This is a genomic window from Phoenicibacter congonensis, from assembly GCF_902386915.1.
Lineage (GTDB): Bacteria > Actinomycetota > Coriobacteriia > Coriobacteriales > Eggerthellaceae > Phoenicibacter > Phoenicibacter congonensis.
Genome location: NZ_LR698997.1, coordinates 1,080,188 through 1,093,821, shown reverse-complemented (window position 1 = coordinate 1,093,821; position 13,634 = coordinate 1,080,188). Strand labels below are relative to the sequence as shown.

Annotated in this window: 9 protein-coding genes and 1 tRNA gene; 7 read left to right on the top strand and 3 right to left on the bottom strand. The window is 42.4% G+C overall.

Features of this window, described 5'->3' with window-relative positions; genetic code table 11:
* Nucleotides 1-16: 16 nt before the first annotated feature.
* The 3 genes from FXZ76_RS04725 to selA all read right to left on the bottom strand — a co-directional run bounded on the left by FXZ76_RS04725 (nucleotide 17) and on the right by selA (nucleotide 3,655).
* Nucleotides 17-114, bottom strand: a tRNA-Sec gene (locus tag FXZ76_RS04725).
* An 85-nt stretch (nucleotides 115-199) separates the two neighbouring features.
* Nucleotides 200-2,122 carry a selenocysteine-specific translation elongation factor gene (selB, locus tag FXZ76_RS04720; RefSeq protein ID WP_079536108.1) on the bottom strand — a complete coding sequence of 641 codons (1,923 nt, stop codon included), beginning with the start codon at nucleotides 2,120-2,122 and terminating at the stop codon, nucleotides 200-202.
* A gap of 3 nt (nucleotides 2,123-2,125) precedes the next feature.
* On the bottom strand, nucleotides 2,126-3,655 hold the full coding sequence (gene selA, locus FXZ76_RS04715; RefSeq protein WP_231961755.1) for an L-seryl-tRNA(Sec) selenium transferase: 1,530 nt from the start codon (nucleotides 3,653-3,655) through the stop codon (nucleotides 2,126-2,128).
* A gap of 499 nt (nucleotides 3,656-4,154) precedes the next feature.
* On the opposite strand from selA, the gene hyfB reads away from it, so the two are divergent.
* The 7 genes from hyfB to fdhF all read left to right on the top strand — a co-directional run bounded on the left by hyfB (nucleotide 4,155) and on the right by fdhF (nucleotide 13,627).
* Nucleotides 4,155-6,164, top strand: a complete 2,010-nt coding sequence (gene hyfB / locus FXZ76_RS04710; RefSeq protein WP_079536105.1) for a hydrogenase 4 subunit B — start codon at nucleotides 4,155-4,157, stop codon at nucleotides 6,162-6,164.
* 15 nt (nucleotides 6,165-6,179) lie between these two features.
* Complete coding sequence (locus FXZ76_RS04705; RefSeq protein WP_197682107.1) at nucleotides 6,180-7,109, top strand: respiratory chain complex I subunit 1 family protein; 930 nt, start codon at nucleotides 6,180-6,182, stop codon at nucleotides 7,107-7,109.
* 12 nt (nucleotides 7,110-7,121) lie between these two features.
* Nucleotides 7,122-8,570: a hydrogenase 4 subunit D gene (locus FXZ76_RS04700; protein ID WP_079536102.1), complete on the top strand. Its 1,449-nt coding sequence runs from the start codon at nucleotides 7,122-7,124 to the stop codon at nucleotides 8,568-8,570.
* A 10-nt stretch (nucleotides 8,571-8,580) separates the two neighbouring features.
* Nucleotides 8,581-9,234, top strand: coding sequence for a hydrogenase 4 membrane subunit (gene hyfE, locus FXZ76_RS04695; RefSeq protein ID WP_079536100.1), 654 nt, complete (start codon nucleotides 8,581-8,583; stop codon nucleotides 9,232-9,234).
* 9 nt (nucleotides 9,235-9,243) lie between these two features.
* Nucleotides 9,244-10,797 (top strand): hydrogenase 4 subunit F, encoded by a 1,554-nt coding sequence (locus tag FXZ76_RS04690; protein WP_079536097.1) that lies wholly within the window; start codon nucleotides 9,244-9,246, stop codon nucleotides 10,795-10,797.
* Nucleotides 10,798-10,881: 84 nt separating this feature from the next.
* Nucleotides 10,882-11,430: a 4Fe-4S dicluster domain-containing protein gene (locus tag FXZ76_RS04685; RefSeq protein ID WP_197682106.1), complete on the top strand. Its 549-nt coding sequence runs from the start codon at nucleotides 10,882-10,884 to the stop codon at nucleotides 11,428-11,430.
* 22 nt (nucleotides 11,431-11,452) lie between these two features.
* Nucleotides 11,453-13,627 (top strand): formate dehydrogenase subunit alpha, encoded by a 2,175-nt coding sequence (gene fdhF / locus FXZ76_RS04680; protein WP_079536094.1) that lies wholly within the window; start codon nucleotides 11,453-11,455, stop codon nucleotides 13,625-13,627.
* Nucleotides 13,628-13,634: the final 7 nt, after the last annotated feature.

The following is a 13,634-nucleotide window of genomic DNA, read 5'->3' as shown; positions in this document are numbered from 1 at the left end:
AAGTCAGAGAGTTAAATGGCGGGAATGCATGCGAATCGAACACACCCGGGACGTTCTGCATCGTCCCACAACGGCTTTGAAGGCCGCGGGAGCCACCAGGCCCCATCCACTCCCATTTTCAAACGCTATTATTATATCTTAAATAACATGTTTTACGTTGACTTTTGAAGTTATTTTTAATGCTCAAACAGCTTCAATTTTACTTTAAAACTCTGCCTTCTCCTTCACGTTTGGTAAAGCCAATTTTGTCAAAATATTCAAGAATTGGTACTGCATATTTACGCGAAGTGTTCATAGATTCTTTTAAATCAGCAACAGTGCCTCGACCGTCTTTTAACGATTTTTCTACTTCTTTTTTCAAGCGTTTTAAAACGTTTTTTTCAAAATAGAAGTCTTTTCCAATTCTAACGATGTCACCGCTGTTCTCAAGTGCGGTCAACGCTTTTGAACACAGTTTTGTGTCGAGTTTTATTTTTCCAGCAATGTCTTTAATGAAAGGCGGATTTTGATCAGCATCTTTCAAAAGGTTTAATACCTTAGTTTCTGCTTCTCCTTGAACTGCCTTTGCTCCAGCTCCAGCAGAAGTGTGAGAAATCTCGCCGCCATTGACAAAGACAGCACCTCGCTCGACAAGTCTTCCCAGCAAAGCATCAAAAACCTCTGAGTCGATGTGGGAAAATGATAGTTCTTTTAAATGCTCTTTTGAAACACCTGTTGCAGTTGGTTCTTTAGCATGAAAACGTTTTAGCGCAGCTTCAATTGTGTTAATGCAGTTGTTAAATATTTCTTTGGTTGCAAAAATGCAGCATTTTTGGTCAACGCAAACCGATTTATCAACTGCTTTCATTTTTATGAGAGACACTTTGCAGTCGTCTTCAGAAAGCCCACAGAATCGAGCCAAGCTTTTTGGTGTTATTGGCTGCTGTTGCATTTCAAAAGCAGCTGCAACAATGTCGTCCTGATCACGAGAGGCCAATGCTTTGATTAGCTTCATCTCAGATTCTTTAATGTTAGTTTTGCGTCTTGGATGGCATCGAAGAATGGTCCCGCCACCAATAACTTCAACAGGGGAGTAGCTTCGAACAACATATCTGTCAAGATAACTAACGGGCATCTTTTCATTCGTTCTAATTTGTGCAAAAACTTTTTCCCCTGGGAGCACTTCGTTTTTCCCATTGAATAAAAGAAGGCGTCCAACAACTTCTTTTGTGCCATGTGCAAAGTGAATATTTGAGCCACTTTTAAGTGGTTTTGCACCATCGGCACTCGCTAGATATGTAAATTCCACGTCAAAAGCATCACTTGGAGAAATTGAGTGAGGCGTGGCTAACATATATCCTGGTCGCACATCTTCTGTTGAAACACCAACAAGATTCAGCGCAACACGATTGCCTGCATATGCAGTCTTTTGCGCAACATCATGAATTTGGATTGATCTAACACGAGTCTTTTTTCTAGTTGGAAGGATTTCAAGTGTGTCGTCAAGATTAATTTGTCCGCTCCACAAAGTTCCAGTTATAACTGTGCCAGCGCCTTTAATTGTGAAAACACGATCTATTGGTTGTCTAGCGATTATCCCTTCAAAGTGATGTTCAGTTTTTTCGCAAGCCTTTGCCAAAGCATTGCGAACATCTTCAACACCTTCACCAGTTTTGCTTGAGACTTTTATAATTGGTGAGCCTTCATATGTTGTGCCAATTAGATAGTTGCTGATATCTGTTTCGACAACATCTGCCCATTCTTTGTCAACTGTGTCGCATTTCGTTAGAGCAACAACACAAGTTGGAACGCCGAGCAGTTGCAGCACGCTCAAATGCTCTTTTGTTTGAGGCATAATTCCGTCGTCTGCTGCTATGCACAAAAGTGCCACATCTATCCCTGTGGCACCTGCAATCATTTCGCGCACAAAGCGTTCATGTCCTGGTACGTCAACTACACCTGCATGAATCCCATTCGGAAGTTTGAGCTCTGCAAATCCAAGAGTTATTGTGATTCCGCGCTCTTTTTCTTCAGCCAAACGGTCAGGGTCTTTTCCTGACAGAGCCAAAACAAGACTTGATTTTCCATGGTCAATGTGACCAGCAGTTCCTATGATTACGCTTTTTTTGTGTGACTCAGACATAATCTATTTAACCTTTGATAGATATTCTTTAACCCCATTAACTAGTAAAGGAAAGTCAGACTCTTCTAGCGTTCTTGCATCAAAGTACAAACATTCTTTAGTTAATCTTGAAATAATTGGTGGTTCGCATTCTTGTATTAAATATTTATCAGCTGCCTCGGCATTACCTTTAGTGAAACTTGCGCGCACGCAGTAGGTTTTAATGTCGCACATTGGAAGACTTCCGCCGCCAGCTCTTGATATTTCTTCAATCACTTTAAAAGTAACATCATCAGAGTTAATTTCTTTTTGGAATGCTTTATTTAGTTTTTCTGCACGTTTTTTCGTTAAGGAAGAATCTTCAGTGAGCATTCTTAACGTAGGGATTTTTTTGCGAGCCTCATCTTCATTTAAATAGGTTCGCAATGTGGCTTCAAGCGCAGCTAGTGTCATTTTATCTAGACGTAGGGCACGAGCAAGAGGGTTCTTTTTCAAGCGATCAATAAACTCTTTTCTGCCCACAATAATTCCAGCTTGAGGACCACCCAAAAGTTTATCACCTGAAAAGCTAACTATATCAACGCCAAGTTTTAGTGCATCTGTTATTGTGTGCTCGCCATTTTTCTTGAAGAAATCATCTTCAATCAAGACGCCAGATCCTTGGTCTTCATAAACAATGACTTTATTTTTTTGCCCTGCAACTTTTCTTCTTTTATTTTCGGCTGTGGCAATTTTCTGCAAATCTTTAATTGACACATCTTCTACAAAGCCCTCCATGCGGTAGTTAGATGGATGTACTTTAAGAAGCATGGCTGTGTTTTCGTTAATGTTGTTTTCGTAGTCGGAAACATGTGTTTTGTTTGTTGTTCCAACTTCAATCATTCTTGCGTTTGACATCGCCATAATGTCCGGCACGCGAAATGACCCACCGATTTCTACGAGTTCACCGCGAGACACGATAGCTTCATATCCTTTTGCAAACTCATTTAAAACCATCATCACAGCAGCTGCATTGTTGTTAACTGCAATTGCCGCTTCAGCTCCAGTTAAAGTGCAAATCAACTGTTCAATGTGCGCATGCCTTGAACCTCGTGACATAGTTTTTGTTGAATACTCAAGAGTGGAATAGCCTCGTGAAACATCATTGACCGCCTTAATTGCTTCGTCGCAAAGGGGGCTTCTTCCTAGGTTTGTGTGGATAATAACGCCGCTTGCATTAACTACATGTCGCAAAGATGGTTTGATTAACTGCAATGCGTGAACACAACTTTTGTGTGCAATCTCGTCAGTTGTTGGAATTGTGTATTCATCAGAAACACCAGCTTTAATGTCTTCACGAATTTCATCTAAGATATCACGAACAGCGGTTTTTAAAAAGTCGTGAGCTAAAGCATGTCTTAAAGTAGTGATGTTAGAATTACTCATTACCTCATCAACTTGAGGAAGACCTCTGAGCATTTCATTTAATTTATTTCCTTTAATCGCGTTTTTAGAGCTCTTCTCAGTAACCATTTTTGTTACTGTAGCTTTTTCGGTATCCGCTGTTTTCTTCATATATAAATGTATCCCTTTTATAAATGGTGAAATATCAAACTAATTATTGCACGATTTGTTTATAAAAACGTCGATGGCAGAATATGCATTTTTTCATTGCAAAATGTATTTACAGACGCTTTATTTTAGCAAACTTAGAAAAGCATATTACTTCAAAAGAAAAAGTGCTCGCGTTATGAAAAAGTAATTAGTTTAACTGCAATTTTGCTTCAATTAATTATTAAACTCGTTTTTGAGAATATGGTCGTTTCTCGGTAAAACTGCTTGATTTGTGGACTATAATTGCGACAGGGATTAGGAGTATATATATTGGGACGGGGTTATCTGTGTTTCCCGACTGTTTAAATAGATGTTCTTTGTTTGGGCTATCTGCTGGGTCAAAGACTCATCGCAATTCTCAATTGAAAAATCTTTTAATCCGTTATTTTGAAGTTTCAGAGAGTGATTCTCTCTGTTCTTTTTCTGTGAGTCTTATTAAAGTACAGGAAAGGTGGTAGCAATGGAAATGCTCTTCATCTCGGCTGGGATTTCTGTTGTGGGCGCAATTGTTGCAATCCTAATAAGTAAGGCAGAGTCTGCTTCTAAAACTTTGGCTTGCATATTTGGCATTGTTTCAGCATGCTTTGCAATCGGTGCTGGCATAGCTGGTATTTTTGCCCCAACGGCAATCGCGTCATTCACAACACCGTTTGCTTTTGCAAACTTTACGGTGATACTGAATCCTTTGTCTGGCCTGCTGCTGGTTGTAATTAACTTGCTAGCTTTGGTCGCCTGGATTTATGGCTTCTCCTACTTCGATGAATATCATGGTCACGGGATGGGTTCAATCGGCTTCTTTATGAATTTGTTCATAGTTTCAATGAACATGGTTCTCACCGTTGATAACGCCTTTTGGTTCTTGGTTTTCTTCGAACTGATGTCGCTCACATCTTACTTCCTAGTAATTGTTGAACAGAATAAACAATCAATTCGTGGTGGCTTCCTTTACTTAATCATGGCTCACATTGGATTCTTGATGATTATGATTTCATTCCTTATCATGGGAGGAATCACAGGAAGTCTTGACTTTGCAGCATTTAGGGCTGCTTCGTTTGATCCCGGAATTGCATCTCTTGTGTTCATGCTTGCATTCTTTGGATTTGGTTGCAAGGCTGGCATGTTCCCATTCCATTCATGGCTGCCACAAGCACATCCTGCTGCTCCTTCAAACGTTTCAGCTTTGATGTCAGGTGGCATGATTAAAATCGGCGTCTTCGGCATAGTAAAAGTTGGAATTGACCTTCTTCAAGGATCTGAGGTGCAACTTTGGTGGGGTCTTGTAGTTCTCACAATTGGCGCTCTTTCTTCAGTTCTCGGTGTTGCCTATGCTTTAGCTGAACACGACATTAAAAAACTTCTTGCCTACCACTCAGTAGAAAACATCGGAATTATTCTTCTTGGTGTCGGCATTGGATTTATGGGAGTTGCTGTTAACCAACCGGTACTCGCAGCGCTTGGTTTTATGGCGGGCTTCTATCACCTTTTGAATCATGCAATGTTTAAAGGGCTTTTATTCCTTGGTGCAGGTTCAGTACTTTTCTCAACAGGAACAAGAAATATGCAGATTCTTGGTGGCCTTCAAAAAGTGATGCCAATTACAGGTGTGTGCTTTTTGCTTGGATCACTTGCAATTTCTGCAATACCTCCTTTGAACGGCTTTGTTTCAGAATGGTTTACCTACCAGTCAATGATAACGACTGCAATGGCAGGAGATTTAGTTATTAAGATTTTTGCAGCTTTTGCAACTGTTGCTCTTGCAATCACGGGCGCATTGGCGGTAACTTGTTTCGTTAAGTGCTATGGAGTGACTTTCTTAGGTCGCCCACGTTCAGATCAGGCTGCCAATGCAAAAGAGGTTCCTGTTCCAATGACAATCGCGATGATTGTTTTAGCAGTTGTTTGCGTTTGCCTTGGTTTGGGTGCGCCGTTCGTGGCTCCAATTATGGAAGGAATTGCAGCTTCAACGCTGGGCCAAATGAACATCATTACTTCATATGGCACATGGGTTGTAAATCCAGTTATTGGGTCAGTTGTCTCAACACCTCTTGTAGCAATTCTTCTCATTTCGTTTGTCCTGCTTGTTCTTGCATTTAAGATGGCATTTTCAAAGTCGAAAGTTTCATGCGATCGCGAACCATGGTCTTGTGGTTACAACACAGAAACTGGAATGGCTATTACAGCTGGGACAGTGGGAGCTGAGGTGCAAATGTTCCTAAAGCCAATCTATGCAGCCAGAACAGCGATTACTTCGACTTCTACTAAGTTCACCAATTTCTTTAATGCAACAGTTCATGGTGCGCAAAAAGCTGAAACTGTTGGCGATAAATACATTGTTGATGCAGTTGCTGCATTTATCTCTTGGGTTGGAAAGCAAGCTCAAAAGATAGAACATGGTAACTTCAGAATTTATGTTATCTACATTGTTGTCGCGCTTGTTGTCTTCTTGGCAATGGCCGTGGGTCTTAACTAAGGGGGTTAAAGGATTATGATTAGCATTTTAATTGCCATAGTTCAAGCCTTACTTGTTGTCCTGATTGCTCCTCTAGTTTCAGGCACTTCAAGATGGCTTCGTGCCAAGATGCACTCCAGACGTGGACCAAGCATTTTGCAAGACTACTATGACATTGCAAAACTCTTCAAGCGTGAAGATGTTCATTCAGAAGAATCAAGTTTTGTTCATCGCATCACACCAATACTTTTCTTCGCTACAATGCTTGTTTTAGCTGTTGGTGTGCCAATGATTACAACTTATTCACCAATTCCAGCGCTTGGTGATGTCATCTTGGTGGTTTACTTGCTTGCGTTATCGCGTTTCTTCTTCTCGCTTGCATCGATTGACTCAGGTGACACCTATGCAGGACTTGGCGGTGTTCGTGAGCTGCTTGTTGGCGTATTAGTCGAACCAGCAATGATGTTGTCTTTAGTTGTAGTTGCTCTGGCAACAGGAACAACATATCTTGGTGGCATGGGCTACATGATTTCAAACCTGTTTGTGATTAGTCCAATTGGCGTTATTGTTGCGGGTGTTGCTTTCGCTGCAGCTTGTTATGTTGAGCTTGGTAAAGTTCCTTTTGATATGGCTGAAGCGGAACAGGAGATTCAAGAGGGACCTCTTGCAGAATATTCTGGACCTTCACTTGCACTCATGAAGATGGGAATGTCAATGAAGCAAATTATCGTTGTTTCATGGTTCCTTGCAATCTTCATTCCATGGGGAAGCGCTATGGATGCTAGCATTGTTTCTCTTCTAATCGGACTTGTGGTCTGGTTCGTTAAAGTTGGCGTTTTCTTCCTGATTTGCGGTGTTATTGAAAATGCACTCATCAGAGTTAGATATAAGTTTTTGGGAACCAAAACGTGGGCAATCGTTGGCCTTTCGGCTTGTGGCTTCTTGCTCTGCATTTTGGGAATTTAAGGGGGATCAACGATGGCTAGTTTATCAATAATGTCCATTGCATCGATACTTGTTCCATTTATCGTTGCCTTTATCATCGTTGTCTGCCCTCAGAAATGCGCAAAATGGCTGTGCATTGCTGCAGCAGCAGTTTCGACTTGCTTAACAATTGGAGTTTGGGTAACTCTTGCAAGCAACGGCGCTGAAACACAAACACTCACGATTGCTGCTCTGGGAGATGCAACAATCATTTCGTTCATCTTCGATAAGGTGAGCGTAATGCTTGCTCCATGCTTTGTTGGAATTGGTCTCATTATTTCAATTTACTCTGTCGGTTACATGAACGATAAGAACCGTGAACATCCTGATGTTCCGCGTCGGCGCTTCTATGCTTTCTTTACAGTGTTTATTGGAGCAATGGCTGGTCTTGTTTATTCAAACACAATCCTTTCGCAGCTCATTTTCTTTGAGATTACAGGAGCTTGTTCTTGGGCTTTAATTGGTTACTATGGCACACCTACTGCTCAAAAAGCAGCAATGAAAGCTCTAATTTTGACTCACATTGGTGCTCTTGGACTCTATATTGCAGCAGGTTGTTTGTATCTACAAACTGGAACTCTTGAAGTGACAGCAATTGCAAGCCTTGATGATTATTGGAAAACGTTCGTTCTTGTTTGTGTAATCATCGCTGCTTGGGGTAAATCAGCCCAACTGCCTTTCTACATGTGGTTGCCATCTGCCATGGAGGCTCCAACGCCAGTTTCGGCGTATCTCCATGGTGCATCAATGGTTAAAGTTGGTGTAGCTGTTTTGGCAAGATGTCTGATGAGCGCAGGAGTCATTCCTGAGCCCGTTGGCTGGGTTATTGTTATCGGTGCAATTGCGACAATGATTTTCTCATTCATAATGTATCTGCCACAAAAAGACATGAAGAGACTGCTTGCATTCTCAACAATTTCTCAGTTGTCCTACATCTTCTTGGGCTTTGGTTTCTTCGTTTTTGGTTCACAAATGGCTTTCAATGGTGGTGTCCAACACATTTTCAACCATGCATTTGCAAAGACTCTCTTCTTCTTGGTAGCTGGCGCTTTTAGCTACACAATGGGAACGAGAATGCTTCCACAAATTAAAGGTGTCATAAAGAAACAACCACTTCTTGCAGTAGGCTTTGGATGCGCTGCTCTTGCTATTGCAGGATGTCCTCCATTTAACGGATTTTTCTCAAAGTTCTCAATCATTGCAGGTTCATTTGAAGCTGCACAAGGCAATTGGCTTTTGATGCTAATCGTTGTTGTTTTCCTGATTGAAACTGTTGGATGCTTTGCTTGGTTTCTCAAATGGATGGGTCAAGTTCTTCCAGGCGAGCCTTCAGAAGTTGTTGAAAAATCGCAAAAGCTTCCAGTTTACATGGTTATCGCTTTTGTGGTGTTGATCATAATGACAGTCTGCTCAAGCTTTATAGCAGCTTCTTGGATTGGATAGGGGGTCTTTCATGAGCGGATACGCACTAGTAAACGTACTTGGTTGCTTTCTCATCCTCACGTCTCTAATCGTGATTTTGATGAAGTCACCAAAAAGCACTGCCTATGCATATGGGGTGCAATCACTTGTTTTAGTTGGGATCTTCATTGCATTGGGTGTAACTACTGGTTCAACAGAGTTGTTTACCTGGTCAGGAACTGCTTTCTTTACAAAAGTAATTTTTGTGCCTGCTGTTGTTCTTTTCACATTGAAGAAGATGGGCAACCCCGATGAAAAGATTGAACCTTTGGTAAAACCAATTGTCACTGTGATTCTTGCAGTTGTTGAAGTCGCAATTTGCTATCTCATTGTTCAATACATCAAGCTTCCAACCACAACAGAAGTTTTACCAGCTCTTGCTGTTTCTCTGGCACACTTCTTTATTGGTCTGACATGCATCATTTCACAAAGAAACATTGTGAAACAAATGTTTGGTTATTGCTTAATGGAGAATGGTTCACACTTAACACTAGCTTTGCTTGCCCCACAGGCTCCAGAGCTTGTCGAAATTGGTATTGCAACCGACGCGATTTTCGCTGTCGTAATCATGGCAATTATTGTTTACCGTGTGTACAAAAAGGTAAACACAATGAATTCTGACGAGTTAATGGAATTGAAGGGATAGGGGATAAACATGGATTATTCAACACTTATGATTGCAATCATGGTTGTTCCGCTTGTTGCGGCTGTTCTGATTGCTTTTCTCCCATCGAAGTCAACTCCAAAAGTCGCCTATGAGGTTATCCATTTTGCTAGCGTTACGGCTGTCCTTGTCATGGCCATTCTCCTCGTAGTTCAAGTTGGCTCAACAGGAAATTCGATTGATGCAGTCGGGATTTGGTTCCACCTCGATGGTTTAGGAATGATTTTCTTAGCCTTAATTGGTGTGATTGGATTCCTGACAGGTTGGTATTCGATTCCATATGTGCGCCACGACATTGAAATTGGAAATGTTGGGCCTGGGCAAGTGAAGTCCTACTATGCATTCTTTAGCTTGTTTGTTTTCTCAATGCTTTTGGTTGTTCTTTCAAACAACATCATTTTGATGTGGGTTGCAATTGAGGCAACAACATTATCAACAGTATTCCTGGTTGGTTGTTACAACCAAAAAACAACCTTGGAAGCCTCTTGGAAATATGTGATAGTTTGCACAGCTGGTGTTGCGTTTGGACTTTATGGCACAGTGCTCATTTATGCAGATGCAGCTTCAATTATGAGCGATCCTCATCAAGCTGTTTTCTGGACTTCATTAGTTCCAATTGCTAAACAGTTTGATGGAATGTTGATTCAAATTGCTTTTGTTTTTGCAGCTATTGGCTTTGGCACAAAGGCTGGTCTTTTCCCAATGCACACTTGGTTGCCAGACGCTCACTCAGAAGCACCTTCGCCAGTGTCAGCTTTGCTTTCGGGCGTTTTACTGAAGTGTGCAATGCTCATCATCATTCGTTTTTACATTCTCTGCATCCAAGCAGTCGGAACATTCTTCCCACAGCTTTTAATGCTCATTCTTGGCGCGCTGAGCGTTGGCGTTGCTGCATTTGCGGTTTTTGCTCAAGACGACTTGAAGAGAAAACTTGCATACCACTCATGTGAAAACATTGGAATTGTTGCCCTTTGCCTTGGCTTTGGTGGTCCACTAGGAATTGCTGCAGCTCTGTTGCACTGTGTAACTCACGGCTTTACCAAAGCGCTCCTGTTCTGCATTTCAGGCAACGTCCTCATGAAATATGGAACTCGTGATTTGAATAAGATTTCAGGCATTTTGAAAGTCGCACCTGCAACTGCAATTTTGATGGCAATCGGCTTCTTCGCACTCGCCGGTTTCCCACCATTTGCAATGTTCTTATCTGAAATAATGGCATTTATCTCAGGAGTAGTTTCAGGACACATCGTTTTGGTTGTTCTGTTTGGAGTGGCATTGACCGTTGTCATTGCTGCATGCGTTCATGTTGTCACAGGATCTGTGTTTGGCGAACCCCCTACAACTGTAAAGAAAGGCGATGTTGGAGCCTTCGCATTGATTCCAGAATTCGCCATGGTTATCGTAATCCTCTGGTTCGGCGTAGCTATGCCTCAACCAGTATTAAACGGGATTGAGTCTGCTACAGCGACCGTTCTGCAGACAGACACAGATGTGTTGCACGAAGCACCTTTGTTTAAAGATGTTTTCGCAGCAACCGAGGGTTAATGTAGGGTAAAGGCTGCATTAACTTGTTTTGAGGGTTTGTGAGAATTTAATTCTCACAGGAGTAAAGAAAGTGAAGGAGGAATTATGAGCGGACAATTTGTTCAAGCAGACCCTGGTCTTTGCATTTCCTGCCAAACCTGCATGGCAGGATGCATGAACAAACATGACGTGCCTGGCGATTTGTCAAAAGCACGTTTAAATGTCGTGCAAACGCTCACGGTATCTGCACCTATCGCTTGTCATCACTGCGCTGACGCTGCATGTGTAAATGCATGCCCTGAAGGAGCACTCTATTATGATGGCGACCGTGTGGCTATCCGTCAGCAAAGATGCATTGGTTGCCGCAACTGCGTTCAGGCATGTCCATTTGGAGCTGTTGAGGTTGTTCCAGTCGACAATGTTCAAATGCTTGGAGGCATTCCAGTTTCAGGAGCAAAGAAATCATTTTTGGTAAAGTGCGACCTTTGCTATGACCGAGAGAATGGTCCTGCGTGCGTTGAAGCCTGTCCAACAAAGGCATTAAGACTCGTAGATCGCGACGAGATGATGGCAGACAGAAAAGATAAGTTCCAACAAGAAGCCAAGAGACTAGAAGCTCATTCTTCACTTCCAGTCTATGGCGCTGTTGCTTAAAGACAGAAAGGAAGTGAATACAATGGAAAAACATATGGTAGTTTGCCCTTATTGTGGCACTGGATGTAAATTCAACCTCCTTGTTGAAGGCGACCAAGTTGTTGGCGCTGAACCACTCCCTGGTCTGACTAATGAAGGTTTCCTTTGTCTTAAAGGATGGCATGGATACGACTTCATTAATGACACCGGAATCTTGACACCTCGTATCCTTTACCCGATGATCCGCCCAGAGCGTGGCAAGCCATTTCAAAGAGTGACCTGGGATGAGGCACTTGATTTTTGTGCTGAGAAGCTTTTGGCTGCCAAGAAAAAGTATGGTCCAAAATCGATTTATGTTACTGGCTCTTCCCGTGGCACAGGTAACGAATCGAACCTTGTGATGCAAAAATTTGCACGTGCTTGCATTGGGAACAACAATGTAGATAATTGCGCTCGCACTTGACACGGGCCAACTGTCTTCGGTCTTATGGAGACACTCGGTGCTGGATCAATGAGCTGCGGCGTTCCAGGTATGGAAGACGCAGGATGCTTGTTCCTTTTTGGATACAATCCAAATACATCACACCCACTTGTAGCTCGCAGAATTTTGCGCGCAAGAGAAAAGGGTGCAAAGATTATTGTTGCTGACCCAAGAGTTATTGAGACATCACGCATTGCTGATATCTATCTGCCAATTAAAGCTGGCACAAACATTGCATTCTTAAATGCATTTGCTAACTCAATTGTTACTCAAGGACTCATGGACAAGAAATTCGTCGAAGAACACACAGAGCACTTTGATGAATGGTGGGAGACAGTTAAGAAATACACTCCTGAAAACACTGCAGAACTCACGGGTTGCGATCCTGAAGCTGTTCACGAGGCAGCAAGAATTTACGCGACTGCTGAACCTTCTTCTATTCTTTGTTGGGGCATGGGCGTTTGCCAACACCTCCAAAACGTTGAAGCAGTTCGCATGTGTGCAGCAATTGCTTGCATTACAGGCCAGATTGGAAAACCAAATTCTGGTGTTGCACCTGTTCGTGGACAAAACAATGTTCAAGGTGCATGCGACATGGGTGCTTTGCCTAACATGTTCCCTGGTTATCAAAAGGTTACAGACCCTGCAATTCGTGAAAAGTTTGAGAAAGCATGGGGCTTAGAGCCTGGATCAATTGACCCAGAACCTGGCTATAAAGTAACCGACGTTCCAGAGCTCATACATGAAGGCAAGATTCATGCCTACTACATCATGGGTGAAGATCCACTGCAAACAGAGCCAGATGCTCAAGTTTACAAAGAGCGTTTGAAGGAGCTCGATATCTTCATCGTTCAAGACATCTTTATGACTCAAACTGCCGCAGAAGCTGATGTTTTGTTACCAGCTACGAGTTGGGGAGAGCATGAGGGCGTTTTCACCGCTTGCGACAGAACTTTCCAATATTTCAGTGCAGCTGTTCCTCCAAAAGGTGAATGTCGTCACGACTGGGACATCATTGCAGACCTGTCAACTAGAATGGGCTACCCAATGCACTACAACAACACTCAGGAGATTTGGGATCAAGAGTGTCGTGCACTTTGGGATAAAGCATATGGTGCAACATATGAAAAGATGCAAGGCTGTGGACATGCTCAATGGCCAATTCCAACAATTGAGCATAAGGGTTCTCCTGACCTGTTCCTTGGAGGTGCATTCACTACGCCTTCTGGAAAAGCGCAGCTCTTAAGTTGCGATTGGGTGCCACCAACCGAGCCCGTTGATGATGAATACCCACTTGTTCTCACAACTGTACGTGAGGTTGGACACTATTCATGTCGTTCAATGACTGGCAACTGCAAAGTTTTGGCTGGTCTTGCTGATGAGCCAGGCTTTTGCCAAATCAGCCCTGAAGATGCCGAGAAATATGGCATCAAGGACCAGCAGCTCATGTTTATTTATTCACGCCGTGGAAAAGTGATCACACGTGCGAGCGTAGATTCTCGTGTTTTGCCAGGAGCTGTTTACATGACGTATCAATGGTGGATTGGAAAATGTAACGACTTAACAATGGATAAAGTTGACGCAAATTCACATACACCTGAAGACAAATATTGTGCTGTTCAAGTTGAGGCTATTGAAGACCAAACCTGGGCTGAAAAATACCTCGATGAACAATACACATCCTTGAAGAAGAGACTTCGCGACGAAGCTGCTCCTCAATATCAGGGAGTGAAATAGTTAGATT